This is a genomic window from Spirosoma terrae, assembly GCF_010435915.1.
In the GTDB taxonomy this organism is placed as follows: Bacteria; Bacteroidota; Bacteroidia; order Cytophagales; family Spirosomataceae; genus Spirosoma; species Spirosoma terrae.
The window spans coordinates 200,645-219,384 of sequence record NZ_JAAFZH010000002.1; the positions used below are offsets into that span (position 1 = coordinate 200,645).

Below are 18,740 nucleotides of genomic sequence, written 5' to 3' on the forward strand. Positions count from 1 at the left end.
AACGCTATGATAAAAGCTGCTTTAGCCAAGCCCATCACCGTAATTGTCGCATTGGCGGGTATCGTCTTATTTTCGTTCCTGGCTCTGCAACAAATTCCGGTCGATATTTTCCCCCGGCTTAACCTGCCCACGATTTATATTGCTCAGCCGTATGGCGGTATGACGCCCGCCCAGATGGAGGGCTTTATTGCTACCCGTTATCAGAATCAACTGCTGTATGTGTCTGGTATCAAGGGTGTTGAGGTAAAGAATATTCAGGGTCTTTGTCTGGTTAAATGTACGTTTTACGAAGATGTGAACATGGCACAGGTGTCGGGCGAGGTGGCCAATCAGGTCAGCCGGGTCATGAATTACCTGCCACCCGGCACTGTACCGCCAACGGTTGTTCGGTTCGATGCGTCGAGTTTGCCCGTCGGACAGTTGGTTTTCAGCAGCCGTCGCGCATCGTTGGGCGAAATGCAGGACCTGGCATCGACCCGTATTCGACCCTTGTTTTCCCAGATTCCGGGCGCATCGGCTCCGCCACCGTTTGGCGGGAACGAGCGGACGGTTGTCGTTAAAGTTGACCCGGAGCGGATGCGGAGCTATGAGTTGACACCCGACGAGATTGTGCAGGCGGTGGTTAAAAACAACCAGATTTCACCGGCGGGGAGTGTTCAGATGGGCGACTATACGGTAATGACGCCCAGTAACACGGTGCTGAACAAGGTCGACGAATTTATGAACGTTCCGCTACGTAAAGGGGTAGGGCCAACCGTTTTCCTGCGGGACGTAGCCACGGTGGAAGATGGAACGGATATAACGGTAGGCTATGCCCTGGTGAATGGCAAACGGTCGGTATATATCCCGGTGACAAAGAGTGCAGATGCTTCCACGATGAGCGTAGTAAACGCGCTGAAGGCTAAACTGCCGGAAATGAAGGCCCTGTTGCCCGACGATGTTCAGCTTACCTACGAGTTTGATCAGTCTATCTACGTAACGCAGGCGGTGCATAGCCTGGCTGTTGAAGGTGGCCTGGGGGCTATTCTGACGGGATTGATGGTGCTTCTGTTCCTGGGCGACTGGCGAAGTTCGCTGATTGTTATCCTGACGATACCCGTATCAATTTTATCGGCTATACTATTGCTGAATCTGGCAGGGCAGACGATCAATATCATGACTTTGTCGGGGCTGGCGCTGGCCATCGGGATTCTGGTCGACCAGGCTACTGTAGTGATTGAGAATATTCACCAGCATCTGGAGATGGGTAAGCCCAAGGCACGTGCTATTCTGGCCGCCTGTCAGGAAATGTCGTTTCCGTTGCTGCTGATTACGTTGTGTATTCTGGCGGTATTTGCACCCGCTTTCATGATGAACGGCGTACCACGGGGAATGTTCCTGCCGCTCTCGTTGTCGGTTGGGTTTTCCATTATAGTCTCCTATATTTTATCGCAGACCTTTGTTCCGGTTGTTGCCAACTGGTGGTTGAAAAACCATGTACATGCTTCTCCTCATGATAATAGCATTCTGCCCGATTTAGATCACAAGTCGGAGCAACAGATGGAACATTATGAAGAGAAACATCCTGAAAAAGTGACCGGTTTCGAGCGATTCAAGCTAGGTTATCTGCGTTTGCTGGATAGCCTGATGGCGCGACGCACGCTGGTTGTTGGTATCTACGTACTACTTTGTGCGGTATTGATTGGCGTGGGATTCATGCAGATTGGACAAGACATGATGCCCCGTCAGAATCACGCCCGTCAGTTTCAGGTTAGGATTATTGGGCCGCAGGGACTTCGGATTGAACGCACAGAAGAACTCACCAAACGGGTCATCAAGCAGATTGGGGATATTGTTGGTACGAAGAATGTGTCGATTTCCTCCGCTTTCGTGGGCATGACGCCTTCCAGCTACGGTACCAGCGCGCTCTACGTCTTCAATGCGGGTCCCCACGAGGCCGTCTTGCAGGTTAATTTATCGTCTGATTACGAAGTCGAATCGCTGGATAACCTGAAAGAGCAGATTCGTCATCGTGTTCGTCAGAAAATGCCTAATGTTCGATTGTCGTTCGAACCGATCGACCTGACCGACAAAATCATGAGTCAGGGTGCTCAGACACCTATCGAGATTCTGGTGGGTGGCAAGGATCTTCAGGAAGGTCAGCATTATGCCAATCGGCTCATAACGCGGTTGCGGGAAATTCATTATCTGCGCGATATACGAATCAATCAGCCGCTTAGCTATCCTACCGTTACCATTCAGGTTGATCGGGAACGGGCCGCGCAGTTGGGGTTGAGTACCGATGAAATCGCTAAATCGCTGGTAGCCGCTACGTCGTCGAGCCGGTTTACAGCCAAGAATCTTTGGCTCGATCAGTCGAAAGGGTTTGCTTACCAGGTCCAGATTCAGTTACGGCAGGATCAGATGAAGTCGGTAGCGGATGTACAGGCTATTCCATTAGTAAAAGGCCAGCTACGTCCAACCCTGGGCGACGTAGCGACCATTGCGCCGACGACCGTACCGGGGCAGTTTGACCGGATCGGACCTCGACGGATCATTACTGTATCGGCCAATATTAACCAGAATGATTTAGGAACGGCTACCCGCGATGTGCAGAAAGCTATCGATGCAGCCGGAGATCCTCCAAAGGGTTCGGTGGTTGAATTACGCGGTTTGGCTCAGTTGCTTCAGGAAACACTAAGCAGCCTTCAGGTTGGCCTGGGACTCGCCATTGTAGTTATCTTCCTGCTGCTGGCCGCCAATTACCAGTCGTTCAAAGTGGCCAGCGTTGTATTAGTCAGCATACCGGCGGTACTGGCGGGTTCGTTAACGCTGCTCCTGATCACAGGACAGACACTGAATCTACAATCCTACATGGGTATTATTATGTCGGTGGGAGTATCGGTTGCCAACGCGTTATTACTGGTCACGAATGCTGAAACGCTACGTCTGCAGTATCGCGATGCGCATGCGGCCGCCCGTGTGGCTGGCGCGGCTCGGTTACGCCCTATTTTAATGACGGCTCTGGCCATGATTGCTGGCATGATTCCCATGGCAAGCGGTTTAGGTGAATCCGGTGAACAAACAGCTCCGCTGGGCCGGGCCGTTATTGGCGGTCTATTGTTTTCGACCGTAGCGGCTCTGTTGATTTTGCCCGTTGTATTCGCTTCCGTTCAGCGAAAAACTGATTTCGACTCGCCCTCGCTTGACCCTGATGATCCAACCAGTACGGTGTATGACGGCGTACCATCGTTTACCACGGAATCTACTGAAATCGCTGTTAACCATTAATCCATAGGTCTAGTCTATGCGCTCCTATTCTTTTTTATCCTTTACGATACGTATGGTTTTGCTGACCAGCGTAGGGTTTTTAGCGAGTTGTTCTGATCACGCTTCGTCGGAGAAAAGTGCGATGAACGAAGAACCCATTAACGAAGAAATTCGGTACGAAACGATTCGTGTGACGGCGTCACGCCCTGTGTCATCGCTGAATCTGCCCGGAGAACTGGAAAGTTATTACGAAACCGATCTGTATCCTCGGGTAAGCAGCTACGTAAAAGCGCTGCACGTCGATATTGGTGATCAGGTTCGGAAGGGACAGGTGCTGGTCGAGTTGGAGGCCCCCGAACTAACGGCCAACCTAACCGAAGCCTACTCGAAGGTGAAGGCTGCCGAAGCGGTTTTCGGAGCTAGTAAAGCCACCTTCTTGCGGGTATTACGTACCAGTCGGACGGCGGGGGCAATTTCGCCGGTTGATTTGGAAACGTCACGTACCAAAGCAATCTCGGATAGTCTGGCCGTGGTGGCCGCCAATGCGCACTATAGTTCGGTTCAGCAGTTAGTTAGCTATCTGAAAATTACGGCTCCGTTTGCGGGGGTGATTACCGATCGTCGTCTGTCGCCCGGCGCGTTTGTGGGGCCGGGAGGACAAAACGGCGTGCCTATCTTAAAAATCAAACAACTTGATCGGTTACGTCTGCGGATAGCCGTTCCAGAAGCGTACCTGGGCGATATACGCCGGGGGGGCACGGTTAAATTTTCGGTTCGTAGTTTTCCGAATCAGACATTCGCGGGGCATATTAACCGAATTGCCAACAGTGTGCGCCCTGAAACGCGATCAGAATTGGTGGAAATCGATTTCGAAAACAAAGGAGGTCGGCTAAAGCCCGGTATGTTTGCATCGGCTCAATTGCCCGTTTCGGCATCCGGCGAAGGGAGTGTATACGTACCAAAGTCGGCCGTGATCAGCACCATGGATCGCACCTTTGTTTTGAAAATTGACAATGGGAAAGCCGTTCGCACGACGGTCCAGAAAGGGGATGAAGCCGTTGGCCAGACACAGATATTCGGTGACCTAAAGCCGGGTGACATCATCCTGAAAACGGCCAGCGAAGACATTGACGATGGCGCAACGGTGAAAACACAATTGGTTAATTAATTCACTAACTGTACCCTGTTATTAGGGGGTAACCTTCCGTTACTCACAACAAATGAACTGCCCCGATGCCCCAGTTGACATGTAGCCTGGCTGTATTCTAATTTATTTCTAAGTTTTCTCAAAGGCGCTTCTAATCCTAATTTACCAACTTGCATGTTTTACAGCTTTAGAAAATTTTGATCGGTCTCAGGGATTCAATTTCTCCCATTCTGATCTGCGCTATTTGGCATGATTACCACACTGGTTGTCCTATTTTTGCTCGGTTATACCCTCATTACTGTAGAGCATTCAATTCATATCAATAAAACCGCAACGGCTCTCATTACTGGTGTCATTTGCTGGACCGTATACAGTCTGGCCATGCCATCGCCTGAACCGGTTTTGGAAGAATTGAGCCATCATCTGGCTGAGATTGCTCAAATCCTCTTCTTTTTGCTGGGAGCCATGACCATTGTTGAGTTAATTGACATTCATGGGGGCTTCACCATCATAACCGACCGTATTGCTACCCGCAATCCACGTGTTCTGTTGTGGCTCATTTGCAGTTTGACGTTCATTCTGTCGGCTCTGTTGGATAATCTGGCTTCCGCTCTGGTAATGGTCTCGGTCACCCGAAATTTGGTACGGCAGGCTGAGCAGCGAAAGTTGATTGCTGGTATGATTATCATTGCTGCTAATGCCGGAGGGGCCTGGTCACCGATTGGCGACGTAACAACCACTATGCTTTGGATTGGCGGACAAGTGACAACCGTTAATATTATCAGTCAACTCTTCTTACCCAGTGTAGTCTGTTTACTGGTGCCGCTACTGTATGTGAGTTTCACCCTGAAGCCCGAAGGTGTACAACAGGATGCCAAAGGAAATAAGTATCCAAGCCGACCCTATGTTGATCCTGTAGCCCGGCGTGATCGACGCGTCATGTTTTCTGCCGGTTTGTCTGCAATTGTTATGGTGCCTATTTTTAAAACAATTACTCACTTGCCGCCCTATATGGCCATGTTGTTAGCTTTAGGAGCGGTATGGGTCGTTTCTGAATTAATTCATGCCAATAAAGACGAGGAAGACCGGCAACGCTTTTCCGTAGCCCATGCGCTGAGCAAAATAGATGTGCCCAGTATTTTGTTTTTTCTGGGTATTCTATTGGCTGTTGGTACCCTGGAATCGGTTGGTATTCTGGAAGAAGTAGCCACTTCTCTTGATAAATCGGTAGGTAACCTGGATGTGATTGTTGGTATCATTGGTATTGCTTCGGCGATTGTCGATAATGTGCCCATTGTGGCCGCTGCGATGGGGATGTATGACCTGGCTTCGTATCCTCCCGATCATAAATTATGGGAGTTCCTGGCCTACTGTGCCGGCACCGGCGGCAGCTTATTAGTGATCGGTTCAGCGGCAGGCGTTGCGGTTATGGGCATGGAACGGCTGGAGTTTGGGTGGTATCTGCGCCGGATCAGTGGGTTAGCCTTGTTAGGTTATCTAGCAGGTGCGCTTACCTATCTGGGTGTCTATACACTAACTCATTAGGGAAATGCTGATTGGAATCGATCTGCTGTTTGGGATAGATGTTTGATGTGTTGAATCGCCAACTAGATCACTGCAACTAAAAAGCGCTACGTCAAAATTCGACGTAGCGCTTTTTAAATGTACAAAAACTGAACTAGCCTTTCATGAAACGGACCAGGCCGATCTCGACCAGCAGGCAGGCTAGAGCCGCCAGCAGGAAATATTTCCATAGGCTACGTCCCAGATTTTCCTGTTCAAGCACCTGCACAAAATCGCCGTCCTGAATACTGTCGAATACTTCTACATTAGGCTGGTTGGCAAAGGCCCGGCGAAGTTCGTCGGCCGAGTAAAAATCCATAGCCGATTCTTCGTTGCCGTGATTGAAAGCCAGCAATCGCTCGGTTTTGCCGTCGAGCTGAAGTTCATAATAACCGGCTTCTACTTCCTGACCTGCTGACAGCTCGTTGCTTTTAGGCATTTCGAGCAATAGCTGATTACCCACAATGCGTTGAACTGGAATGATGTCCAGCTTGTCATGTTTCAGTTTATAGACCGACCGCTCCGAAGGGTTAGCAACTGGAATAGTAATCAGGGCGTCGTCGAACGAATAGGCTGTCCGCTGGGCTCTGACGCTGAGGGCCGCCATCTTGTACATAACAGGTACAAAAAGAGCGTGTTCAGCCAGATTGCCATATGCATTACTGAGCGGATTCGCCAGCAGATAAATAGTGCCCTGGCCCGCTTTAGACTGAGTCAGTAGTGGACTGCCATCGCGTAGCCCAAGCAAGCGCTGCCCCGCGTTCCATCGCCAGACGGGCGCGGCACTGGGCATATTGAGTGGCTCGGATTGGTAGCTGGCCTGGAATACATCCGAGAAAAACGGATTTCGACGGTCTGGGTCGGCAACCGGCAGGGGAGACGGTGTTGTTCCCGATGCCTGACTCTGAATGGTACTGACGCCCAGAGCACTCAAAAACGGGGCATAGGTGGTCATGTCGGGATTGGAAGGTGGGATAACCGTAAGACTACCGCCCTGACGAACGAACCGCTCTAGTTCAGTACGTAGCGTACCATTAATCTGAGAGACTCCTTCCAGCACGACCAAATCGGTTCCTTTCAGCTGACCTACGTCGAAGTTCTGGGCATTGAAGCTTTTCCGAACAAACAGGCTATCGTTCGAATACACAGCGTCGATGTAATCAGAAGATCGTTGCTCAAACAGGTGCAATACCCGAACAGAAGGGGAGGCTTCCAGTACGAAAAAATATTGATTGTCGAACGTAATAGGAAAGTCTTCAAATACGATTCGGCCCCGGTGATACCCTTTCTTGGTTACGTTGAAGTTGAGGGATACCGTTGCTGAGCCATCAGGTGCAATCGTGGCAGATGCCGTTGAGGTTTGGGTGTCGTCCAGATAAAGACGTACCGCCAGGTTTTTTACGTTTTCACGACCGCCGTTGTTTAGCTTGACATTCAGGCTGTTATTCTGCATTTCCCGGATGAAAGGCGTACTGAGCCACACAGAATCGACATATACATTTTTGGTCGACTGTGCGTCTAGAGGGACAACGAAGAGCCGGTCTGTTGTGTCGATGGCCAGCCGGGATAAATCGCCGACGGTACTTTTCTGGAAGTCAGAAATCCAGAACAGCTGATTTCGCCCTTGCTGATTTAAGCTTGAGAGCAGATTCCGCTGCCGTTTGTAGACCGCTTCGAGGGTTCTGGGCGTATGAGCAAACCGTACCGAAGTCACCCGGTCTCGTATCGATTCCGTTGAGCCGGTTTGCTGTTCGGCCGCCGAGAAATCATTTGTCAGCAGTTGTAAGGACGTAGCGTTTCGAAAGAGTGTCAGCAGCTCGTCGAGTTTACCAGTCGCTATGTCGAGGTAGCGCTTGGTATTCAGTTCATTCTGCATACTGAACGAGTTGTCGAGATAGATACTCGTTACGCCCTGTCGGGTAAGTCCTAGTTTGTTTTTACTCGGAATAAAGGGCTGGGCAAAGGCCAGAACCAGAAAGATCAGGAACAGACACCGGGCGGCCAGAATAAGCCAGTGTTTCAGCCGTCGGAACGATTTTGTTTCGGTCTGAACAGTACGTAGCAGAGCCACATTGGTGAAAAAGACCCGACGTGTTCGGCGAAAGTTGAAAAGATGAATGGCAATCGGAACGGTTACAGCCAATAGGCCAAAGAGAAAGGACGGATATAGGAAATTCATTCAGAGTGTCTCGACAAAATTTAGGGCTGAGTATATAGGTCTTACTAGTAACGACCTAACGCGCATCTTTGGTTTCTACGACTTAATTTAATCAGGGATTACGAATTCATAAAATGCTGTTCTGGTTTGCAAAATGTCTACGTACGTTATGGAACCGAGCTCATTCCCGATCGTCCTGAATGTATCTGTCGGTGTATGACCTACAATTTGGTGGTAGCCAGTCAAATAGTCAGCGCTTGTTTCTGATCGGTCGGCCCAGACGGGCCCGCCAAACGGATGATGACCACCTCGCTTTGGCCCAACGTCAAATAAAACGCTTTGCGTGGCTACAGATTGCTGGTGGATATAATTGATCAGTTCTGCCAGATTATAACCGGGCGTAAACGTATCGCCAACATGCCCAATTTTAGCCAATAACCGTGCCAGCCATTTGTTGGTGATACCCGCATGAGTCAATATATACGATCCATGCTGGTAAGCGACCTGAAACAGGGTACGGTGTTTATCGAAGAGGGCACTTAGTCCGGGTTGGGCCCACGCCCGAAAGCCAGAGCATCGGTAATGAGGATAGTGCAAATAGTGTGCGTCATGATTACCAATCAGGAGTGTTATTTTATCGGGTTGTTGCTGTTTTACGTTTATAAGGTCATTCAGGTTGTTGTAGATACCGTCGTCGTCAAAAATGGGACTGTCTACGTAGTCACCAAGAAAAATAACTCGGTCGTAAGCGTGTATATCCGCTTCTTTCCATACGGTTCGGCCATGTATATCGCCGATAGCAAGAAATTTCATACGTTGCGTATTCGTCGCCAGATGAATCCATCCAGTACATAATGTGTCATTTGAGGGAGAGCCAGCAAGGGTACAAGCAACGCCAATGCTTGATTGTCAGTTACTTTTGGTAATGACATGAACAAACCGAAAACCGTTGCATGATCGCGCCAGACCAGACCATCCCACAAACCCTCTTCAAGATACGCCAGAATACTCACCAAACCGAAGAAAATGATCCAGCTTTGGCGTACAGATAACCCGTTATGTAGAAATGCGACGCGATTGATAAGTGGCTTTCTGGGCCGGTCATGTATCCAGATAAGCGCCAGGTAGGGAACGCCATGTGATAGGACATTGAGCATGGTGAAAGCCAGATCGCCATTAAACTGAATAATGCCAAAATACCAGGACACCAGCGTTCCGATGATAAGCAGATTTCGTGGCCAATTAATCCAGCGGGAACGGCTATATAACCATATCTCTTTGGCGAAGTAAAGAATCAGGAATAACACATACAGGGTTGTACATGCAGCCTTGAGCGTTACTGATTCCCGCTGAACAAAATCGCCGTCAACAAACCAATTGAAGTTTCTGTCTGGCGTCAAATGCCACCAGAGGATAGGGTAGACCGTTGCTACGTAGATAACAACCGTATCGAGCCACTTCGACCAACTGGGTACGCTTTCGGAACGGCTATAGATACGCATCAACCCGTATTGTTGTCGAACGAAGTGAAAAACAGCCAGATAAGCCAGACCACGCCAGAACCACAATCCACTGGTGTAATGAACTAGTACGCCAACTACGTAACAGGCAATCGGAACCAGTATGAACAGGGATCGTTGTTGCTGAAAACGGGATTTGTTGAAATAGGTGCGAAACAGGGTGCTGTACACATGTGCAACATCAACCAGCAAGACTAGTATGACCCAGCCCGCAACCGGCATTTCGTCCGTAGTTTTGAACCGGTCGGGAAGCAGATAAACGACTAGCAGTGCCAGAAAGGGCGGAGCCAGCACGTATAGCCCATCGAACGAAGCATTTTTGATCCAGGGCTGTTTCATAACGTACTGACGACTTGACTTGCGGCCCGAATTCCCTGATCGAAGGCTTCTTCAAAGATAGAAATGCCACTTAAATCGGAATGAGCGAAAAACAGGTTGTTATCGATGGGTTGTTGAGCAAGTTGACGTTCGCTACCCCAGATGAAACCGGGTGAGGGCGCAATCATACCGTGCCCCCATACCCAGATATCAGCCTGTGATACGTAGTCCCTAAGACTCGGATGCGCAATTTCCAACTCGTCCAGTACTTGGGTTAACCACTCTTCGTAAGACGTATTGTAGGCCATTCGCCGGGCCGTATCCGGGTCCTGATCGGTTAACGGCTTGTAATACGTAACGACTTTGGTCAAACTATCGCGCAAATCCTGGTGATTAGCCGTGATATACCCAACTGAGGACGTATTGTACAGTACATTGTCCCAGCAGAGTGGCAATCCCCGACCTTGTGGCAACCCCGAAATGGTGAGGTTAGCCACCACCCACGGTGCATACCGGAAACCGCTTCCCTGAGGACGTTCAGGTAATAAATGTCTGGTAATGAATTGTGGGGTGGCTACGATTACTTTACGGGCCTGTATCACTATTGTCTGGTTGCTGACTACATCGCAGGCATGGACCAGAACGCCCTGGTTATTGGGCCGCAGTTCATACACCAGTATATTCTGCCGAATGGGGCTGTGGCTCTGCCCCCGAAGTTTATCTGTGAGAAACCCATTGCCTTCTGGCCAGGTCAATATGTCGCTATCTTTAGCGTTGGCCGCCCTGCCTTTCCGCGATGCAAAGTAATGGATACCGGCCCAGGCTGAGGTGGTATCGAGCGTAGCACCGTAATCATCGCGGCAACAATAATTCAGATACCAGCGCAAATAAGGGGAAGTGAACTTATGGTTGTTCAGAAACTGAGTAAATGCGATTTTATCCAGATCGCGAAACTGGCTATCTGCCGATGAGCGATCCAGCGGAATCATGAAGGCATCTAGTCCATCACTACCCTTGGCTTGTTTGTACTGGTCGACCAGCGCAAAAAAGGCTTTGATCTGCTTTTTGTCGTCTTCCGGTACACCCGTTTCGGGTACAAGACCTTCCTGCCAGAAACCGTTGATATAAAGTCTTTCTTCGGGATCGTGACAAAGATAGTAGTCATTATAAAGTGGAAGCCCGTCATACGTAAAGCCTGTAATAGCGTTAATGTCCTTCAGAAAACGAACCAATTCCTGATTACGAAGATCGGGAATGGGCAGGTAGTGAGCCCCGAACGGATAAGCCGAAACGGTATTCTGACCATAGGCTGCGTTGCCTCCCGTCTGGGCCGCCATTTCCAACAAGAGTACATCGCGAACACCCTGTTGGGCCAGCCATCTCCGTGCCGACAGACCTGCAACACCCCCACCAACGATCAATACGTCGGTTGTTACCGTTTCCTGTACAGGAAGTTTCATTAACTCGGCTACGGAGCGAAGTCGATGTCCAGCCTGGTAGTTTGCGCCGACCATACCGCCCTGAATATGGCTCATACTGCGAGTCGCTTTACAGGCCGATAGCGAGGAGATTCCCGTTAATAAGAGAGCAGTGCCCAAACCGGTCTGACGTAAAAATTCCCGGCGCTCAGATGAGTCAGGTTTATTGTCCATACGGTGCCCACTCTTCTTCAAAGGACTGTACCAGGATCTGATTATTCAATTTGTTGGCCTCCACAGGAACCTCCGCCATATCGGGAGGAAAGTAAAGCATATCGCGAATTGTCTGCGTATTCACAAAACGTAGTCCGGCCGGGAGGGAGCCATTGGGCCGCCACTGATGGTTGCGTAAAGCCAGGACGTAGCCCCATTCGCCAAAAGAAGGAACGTAGGCGTGATAAGGAATGGTTTGAAAACCAACGGCCGTCAGCGTATTTCGGATACACCAGAATGATTTGCGCGCTACGTAAGGGGAAGTCGATTGAACCACAACCAATCCATCGGGCGTTAATCGCTTTTCCAGCTCGGCATAGAAGGTGGTGCTATACAGCTTGCCGATCGAATAGTTGGACGGATCAGGAAAGTCGACGATAACTACATCATACTTTGCCGTATCCTGTCGTATCCAGGTAAACGCATCCCTGTTTAGTACGTGAACTTTAGGCGATAGCAACGATCGTTGGTTCAACTGAAGGAGCTTGAGATTTTGTTGAAACAAGGTCGTCATGCCAGGGTCGAGATCAACCAACTGAATGTGCTGAATAGATGGATATTTCAACAACTCCCGAACGGCCATGCCGTCGCCACCTCCCAGGACCAGCACTCGTTTGGCTGTCGGACGAGCCTGCATGGCCGGATGAACAAGGGCTTCGTGATACCGGTACTCGTCGGCCGAACTAAATTGCAGATTCCCGTTTAGGTAGAGCCGTAACTCCCGGTTATTACGGGTTAGTACAATACGCTGATAAGACGTGCTTTTGCTGTAAATGACGGTATCCTGGAATGTAACGCCTTCGGCATAGGTCATAATCTGTTCGGCATATACGAAGCCAGCCGTCAAGAAAACAATAGAAGCGGTCAGTACAATAGAAAAGGTAGCGCGAAAAGGCCGGGTTTCGTTAAAACGATACAAAAGAAAAACCGCTACGCCCATATTCAGTAAGCCAAAAAATAGCGATGTGCGAATCAATCCCAAATGTGGGATTAGCACCAGCGGGAAAATTAAGGAAGCCAGCAACGCGCCAATGTAATCGAAGGTGAAAACTCGGGACACCAGTTCTTTAAAGGTCAGCTGGTTTTCCAGGATACGCATGAGCAATGGAATTTCCAGTCCAACCAGAATACCCGTAAGCCCGACCAGCGTATACAGGATCAGTCGGAACGAGGCTACGTATTCGAATAGAACGAATAGGAGTGGCGCACTGCATCCGCCTACGATTCCTACCAGAATCTCGATACGTATGAACCATTTCAGCAGGTTTCCATCCAGGTATTTGGAGAGCCACGAGCCGATCCCCATTGAAAATAGATACACCCCGATGATAGTCGAAAACTGCATGACTGAGTCACCCAGCAGATAGCTCGCCAACGTACCGGCCACCAGCTCATAAATTAGTCCGCAGGTCGCGATAACAAATACCGATATCAGCAGGAGCCAGTGCAGCGAAGTTAAGCCTTCTTTGGTTGCTGGTTGTTCGTTTGTACTAACCATGAATAGCCGAACTGATGATGATAGCAACCGCTATCATAAAAGCGGCTGCCAGAATAGCCAACGCCACATTCTGTTTATCAACGATCTCTTTCCAGAGGTTTTCAGGCGCCAGTTTTTCAATGATGACAAAACAAACAACCAGAATAAAGATGCCGAGTAAGGAATAAAGAATCGAAGCCGTAATGTATTTGAGTTCCATGAGCGTTTAGGTTATTTGTGATAGAATCTTGAATAGCCGCTGCGGCCACTTCCTGCGTGCCCTGAACGATAATAGCCGTTTGCACCTTCAACACTTTCTTTGTCGTCGCCGAGTAAGCGGGTTCCCGTAATGCTGGCCCAGGTAAAGAGGCCCAGCGCACAAAAAACGGCAACAACGTAGTATTTTATTTTGGCAATTTCTTTGAGCATACAGATCTATTCGGTTGAGGTATTGACAAAATCGCTGTTGCTCCACCGTCGGCTCTCATACCATTGGTTGTGACAATAAAGAAAAACAGGATAAATCATAAATAACACCAGCATAAGGCCTACGTTAGCACCAAGCATCGGATTTTGCTTGACGCTTATACTGAATGATATGTTTTGACCGGCATTGTTGGCTGGATAAATAGTCAAATGGTAACGGCCCGACGGAATCCGGGAGAGAATAGCGTCATCACTTGGGCTACCTTCCGACCAGCTTTCACCGCCTTCATAGCCGTGATAATACTCCAGCGTTTTGGTGAAGTCATACGTGCGTCCCGACTGTTCCTCAATGAGCGTAACTGGCAGCTCAAGCCAGTCATTATCAATGTATGCCCGGAAATTAAAACCCAAGGCTGCCGGTCCGTCTACCTCGAATGTGGGCGTAACAATCGGTTTGAAAGAGTGGGTTGAATCAGATACTACGTTGAACGACTGATCGAATACCTGTTTCGCTGGTTTCGTAATGGTGAAAATAATCTGGATGGCAACGAGCGCCACCAGCGCTATACTCGTGAAGGGCAGCACCGTACTTAATCGGTTTTTGGGATCGGCCGGCTGAACGGCTCCTATTCCTTCTGGTACAGGCAACACCGCTTCCGATAAGCCAAAAGCAGTAGCTACCTCCGCCGGGCTGAGGTGAGAACCTTTGTACCAGCTCGATAGATTGTTGCGTTCTTCGCTGACCAGCATGTGGGGCGGATTGATATACTCAGAAACAGATAGGTGCTCATCATCCATGATGTTCCAGTCGAATTCGCCAACTGCCCCAAGAACTTGGGGTTGATAGCGATTATACAACCGATATTGTCGGGCTGCCGTATCCACGTAATAAACGTTACCTGCGTGATGATACGGACGATACGTATCGGTCGTGGGCGTAATCCATACCCAGTGTCCATTATACTCGGCTAACTGGCTTGTTTTTCCATCCTGCTGGAGCAGTATATACTCTGCCCATTGGTAAAGCGGGTTTTGCTCTCTCTTATGCATGAAGCCCACCACCCGCACAAATTGTCCATGTAAATACCCGTCAGTCCCGATCGGTAGGCTGCTTACATACTCTGTTTGAGAGAATTGTCTGATCAGCTGAGGAGGCCCTTCGTTTTCATACTGGAAAAAAGCATGGCAGTCGGAACAACCATAATAGGAGCTGTTTGCTACGTCGTAATAGGTAATCAGTGTCTGGCAAGCAGGACAATGTATCGTATCCGAAGAAAAAGTTGGGCCGGAATGAGTTACGTCGATCATCGCGAGATTTCCTGTTTGGAAAGTTCGATACCAGAAAAGTGACTAAGAACACCATCATAAAACTGACGTGCCTTCGGTGTATTGTCGTGTAAGTTGTTAGACAGGAAAACATCGAAGGTGGCAATCTCGAATTCTGGCCAGGTATGGATAGAAACATGCGATTCAGTGAGGCAGATAACAGCGGTATAACCACCATTCGGAAAATCATGGTAGACTTCGCCAACCTTAGTCAATGATAATGAATGGATAAGCTGGTCGAACAGGGTTCGACAACTGACAACATCGGTAAGGAAGTTGGGGCTGGCCCGAAAGGTGGATAGCAGGTGTAGGCCCGGTCGATAAGCAGTCATGGCTTAGGCTAAGTAACTCTACTGAAAGATATACTGCAAAGGTATACGTAGTGCCACTGGCCAGTCAGAAAATTAGAATATCGGTTTTGGAACGGGATAATAGGAATAAAAAAAGCCCCGACTGGTTACCAGTCGGGGCGAATCTACTTCTATCTTAAGACTATAAAGTCCGTTTTACTTCTTTAATTTCGAAGCCTTCAATGATATCGCCCACTTCGATGTCGTTGAAGTTTTTAACGCTCAGACCACATTCGTAGCCAGAACGAACTTCGTTCACATCGTCCTTGAAGCGTTTCAGCGCACCAATCTCACCGGTATGAATCACGATGAAGTCGCGAATAACGCGGATCTTGTGACTCCGTTTGATAAGACCATCGGTTACGTAGCAACCGGCAACGGTACCTACTTTGCTGATCTTGAATACTTCACGAACTTCGATATTACCCGTTATTACCTCTTCCGTTGTTGGGGCTAACAGACCTTCCATAGCATCCCTTACTTCATTGATAGCATCGTAAATAATCGAGTACAGACGAATTTCGATCTGTTCCTGCTCTGCCAGTCTCCGGGCATTCGCTGACGGACGAACCTGGAAGCCGACAATAACAGCGTCGGAAGCAGAAGCCAGCAGTACGTCTGATTCGGAAATCTGACCAACCGCTTTGTGGATGATATTTACCTGAACTTCTTCTGTCGACAACTGTAACAGAGAGTCAGACAAGGCTTCTACAGAACCGTCCACGTCGCCTTTTACAATTACGTTCAGCTCTTTAAAGCTACCGATTGCTTTCCGACGGCCAATCTCTTCGAGCGTAATGTGCTTACGGGTACGTAGCGTCTGTTCACGTAGCAACTGCTCACGCTTGTTCGCAATTTCACGAGCTTCGCGTTCGGTTTCCATTACGTTAAACTTATCGCCTGCCTGAGGAGCGCCTGGTAAACCCAGAATCTGAACAGGTTGAGCAGGTCCGGCTTCTTTGATACGATCGCCCCGGTCGTTGGTCATAGCCCGGATACGACCGTAGTGAGCGCCAACGAGCATGACATCACCCTGACGTAGCGTACCGTTCTCGATCAGTACCGTTGATACGTATCCACGACCTTTATCGAGCGATGCTTCGATAACCGTGCCAAAAGCACGTCGATCTGGATTCGCTTTCAGTTCGAGTAATTCAGCTTCGAGCAATACTTTTTCAAGTAATTCGTCAACACCCATACCGGACTTCGACGAAATTTCCTGAGCCTGGTATTTACCACCCCATTCTTCAACAAGAAGGTTCATGGAGGCAAGTTCAGTACGTATCTTTTCAGCGTCGGCACCTGGTTTATCCACCTTCGAGAAAGCAAAAACAATAGGTACGCCCGCTACTTGTGCGTGGTTGATGGCCTCGCGGGTTTGCGGCATTACGCTGTCGTCCGCTGCAATTACGATGATAACAACGTCTGTGACCTTGGCTCCACGAGCACGCATGGCCGTAAAGGCTTCGTGACCAGGAGTATCAAGGAACGTGATCATCCGATTATCAGCGGCTTTTACGCTGTAAGCACCAATGTGCTGCGTAATACCACCGGCTTCACCGGCTGCTACCTTGGCCCGGCGGATGTAGTCAAGCAACGATGTTTTACCATGGTCGACGTGACCCATGATCGTAACAATCGGAGCCCGTGGCTGCAGATCTTCTGGAGCATCTTTTTCTTCGTCGATGCCTGCCTCTGTTTCATCTTCAGCCGATACAAACTGTACATCGTATCCAAACTCATCGGCGATTACCGTAATCGCTTCAGCATCCAGTCGCTGGTTAATCGAAACGAACATACCCAGGTTCATACAAACTGAGATGACTTCGTTAATCGATACGTCCATGAGCGATGCAAGATCGTTGGCCGATACGAACTCGGTCACTTTCAGCGTTTTTGCTTCCAGTTCTTCCTGCTCGTTCAACAAACGACGATCTTCTTCGCGTTGGTTTCTACGATCGCGCCGACGGTCTGCTCCCCGATTAGGCGTATTACCCATCATGCGGGCATTGGTCTGCTGGATCGATTTACGAACATCAGCCTGGGTTGGTGCCTCCCGACGATTTCCACCCCGGTCGTTGCCGCCCCGGTTTCCACCTCGATCATTTCCGCCCCGATTGTTTCCACCCCGATTTGCGCCCCGGTTATTCGCGTTGGCATTGTTTTGCCCTCCGCGATTTCCTCCCTGGTTCTGGTTATTGCTCTGGCCTTGTGGCTGAGCATTGTTACCCTGGTTGGCATTGGCAGGGCGGTTACCATCGCGCTGGCCTCCCTGATTTTGATTGCGGTCCCGATCACCTTGATTCCGGTTTACTGGTCCACGATCGTTTTGGTTCTGGTCGTCACGTGGTCCGCGATTGCCTTGGTTTTGGCCATCGCGCGGGCCGCGATCATTGCGTACGTTGTTGTTGCCACCCTGATTTGGCTGACCCGTACTTCCTACTGCATTTTCACGGCCACCACGAATTCGTTTCCGTTTCTTCTTGTCCGCATTATTGTTGTTACCACCGCCTTGACGAGGGTTGTTGACTGGTAGCTCAATTTTACCTAAAATCTTCAAACCTCCCAGTTGGTGACTACCAGCCGCCCGAATCGTTTCGGTCGGTGGAGCTACGGCTTCTTCTTCAGCAGGTGGTGGAGTCTGAGTTTTGGCCGGGGCCTGACTTACTGCCACTTTTGGCTGATCCTGTTTTGGCTGATCAGGCTGACGAGCTTCCACAACCTTTGGCTTTTCAGCTTCAGCAGGAGCTTTAGGTTCCACAGAAGGCTCTGGTTTAACAGGAGCTGGTTCCGGTTTTGACTGAGTAGCAACTGGTTGTGACACTTCGGTCTTAGGTGATTCTACTTTAGGTAGTGACGGAGCTACAGCTGGCTTGGCTTCAACAGGCTGAACCGGCTTAGGCGCTTCAGCGACCGGTTTAACTTCTGCCGGTTTTGGCTCTACTGGAGCTGGCTTGGGAACTTCAACTTTAGGAGCCTCAGCTTTAGGAGGTTCCACACGGACAGGTTCTGCTGGTTTAACCTCTTGCGGAGCTGGTACTTTGGCTGCCGGAGCGGGCTGTGGGCTGGGCTTTGCATTGAGATCAATTTTGCCTATCACTTTTAACCCTGGCAAACCAGTTGATGCGGTTTGCTGGGCAGGCTTAGATTCGGCTGGCGCTTGTTTAGGAACATCCACCCGAGGGACGTCTGTTTTTTGGGCGTCCGCTTTAGCGTCCACAATAGGACGACCTGCGTCATCACGACGGTACAAAATGACATCATCCTCCCGACGACGCGGTGGCTCGGCGACCGCAACCGACGGTTCGGACCGGCGAGCTCCGTTCAGGAGTTCCTTTGAGTTATACTCCTTCGCCAACACCTCTAGCAATTCAGTGCCAATTTTGGTGTTGGGATTACTATCAACCTTAAACCCTTTGGCAGACAGACGATTCACAACAGAGGAGGTTCCTGTGTTGAGAATTTTTGCCACTTGGCTTAGGCGCATTGACTTATCTTCTGCCATACGTTCGGTC

13 protein-coding genes are annotated in these 18,740 nt (G+C 49.6%); 3 read left to right on the forward strand and 10 right to left on the reverse strand.

Annotated elements, in window-relative coordinates; genetic code table 11:
• Window positions 1–6: 6 nt before the first annotated feature.
• The 3 genes from GK108_RS05880 to nhaD all read left to right on the forward strand — a co-directional run bounded on the left by GK108_RS05880 (window position 7) and on the right by nhaD (window position 5,941).
• The gene (locus GK108_RS05880) at window positions 7–3,270 is read left to right on the forward strand and encodes an efflux RND transporter permease subunit (RefSeq protein ID WP_163944331.1); all 3,264 of its coding nucleotides are present in this window, start codon (window positions 7–9) and stop codon (window positions 3,268–3,270) included.
• Between the two features lie 16 nt (window positions 3,271–3,286).
• Complete coding sequence (locus GK108_RS05885) at window positions 3,287–4,417, forward strand: efflux RND transporter periplasmic adaptor subunit (RefSeq protein WP_163944334.1); 1,131 nt, start codon at window positions 3,287–3,289, stop codon at window positions 4,415–4,417.
• Between the two features lie 228 nt (window positions 4,418–4,645).
• Window positions 4,646–5,941: a sodium:proton antiporter NhaD gene (nhaD, locus tag GK108_RS05890; RefSeq protein ID WP_163944337.1), complete on the forward strand. Its 1,296-nt coding sequence runs from the start codon at window positions 4,646–4,648 to the stop codon at window positions 5,939–5,941.
• 133 nt (window positions 5,942–6,074) lie between these two features.
• On the opposite strand, the gene GK108_RS05895 is transcribed toward nhaD, so the two are convergent.
• The 10 genes from GK108_RS05895 to infB form a co-directional block, all read right to left on the reverse strand.
• Complete coding sequence (locus tag GK108_RS05895; RefSeq protein ID WP_163944339.1) at window positions 6,075–8,138, reverse strand: BatA domain-containing protein; 2,064 nt, start codon at window positions 8,136–8,138, stop codon at window positions 6,075–6,077.
• An 87-nt stretch (window positions 8,139–8,225) separates the two neighbouring features.
• Window positions 8,226–8,930 (reverse strand): metallophosphoesterase, encoded by a 705-nt coding sequence (locus GK108_RS05900; RefSeq protein ID WP_163944342.1) that lies wholly within the window; start codon window positions 8,928–8,930, stop codon window positions 8,226–8,228.
• Complete coding sequence (locus tag GK108_RS05905) at window positions 8,927–9,976, reverse strand: hypothetical protein (RefSeq protein ID WP_163944345.1); 1,050 nt, start codon at window positions 9,974–9,976, stop codon at window positions 8,927–8,929. Before GK108_RS05905 ends, GK108_RS05900 begins: the two co-directional genes overlap by 4 nt.
• A complete protein-coding gene (locus GK108_RS05910) occupies window positions 9,973–11,607 on the reverse strand; it encodes an FAD-dependent oxidoreductase (protein ID WP_163944348.1) in 1,635 nt (544 codons plus the stop codon). Before GK108_RS05910 ends, GK108_RS05905 begins: the two co-directional genes overlap by 4 nt.
• The gene (locus tag GK108_RS05915) at window positions 11,597–13,144 is read right to left on the reverse strand and encodes a polyamine aminopropyltransferase (protein ID WP_163944351.1); all 1,548 of its coding nucleotides are present in this window, start codon (window positions 13,142–13,144) and stop codon (window positions 11,597–11,599) included. The genes GK108_RS05910 and GK108_RS05915 overlap by 11 nt, the downstream gene beginning before the upstream one ends.
• A complete protein-coding gene (locus GK108_RS05920) occupies window positions 13,137–13,343 on the reverse strand; it encodes a DUF350 domain-containing protein (RefSeq protein ID WP_163944354.1) in 207 nt (68 codons plus the stop codon). The genes GK108_RS05915 and GK108_RS05920 overlap by 8 nt, the downstream gene beginning before the upstream one ends.
• Before the next feature lie 11 nt (window positions 13,344–13,354).
• Entirely contained in the window at window positions 13,355–13,552 is a 198-nt protein-coding gene (locus tag GK108_RS05925) for a hypothetical protein (protein WP_163944357.1), read from the reverse strand.
• Window positions 13,553–13,558: 6 nt separating this feature from the next.
• Window positions 13,559–14,857: a DUF4178 domain-containing protein gene (locus GK108_RS05930; RefSeq protein ID WP_163944360.1), complete on the reverse strand. Its 1,299-nt coding sequence runs from the start codon at window positions 14,855–14,857 to the stop codon at window positions 13,559–13,561.
• Window positions 14,854–15,207, reverse strand: a complete 354-nt coding sequence (locus GK108_RS05935; protein WP_163944363.1) for an S-adenosylmethionine decarboxylase family protein — start codon at window positions 15,205–15,207, stop codon at window positions 14,854–14,856. Before GK108_RS05935 ends, GK108_RS05930 begins: the two co-directional genes overlap by 4 nt.
• Window positions 15,208–15,367: 160 nt before the next feature.
• A complete protein-coding gene (gene infB, locus GK108_RS05940) occupies window positions 15,368–18,730 on the reverse strand; it encodes a translation initiation factor IF-2 (protein WP_163944365.1) in 3,363 nt (1,120 codons plus the stop codon).
• Between the last annotated feature and the right edge of the window lie 10 nt (window positions 18,731–18,740).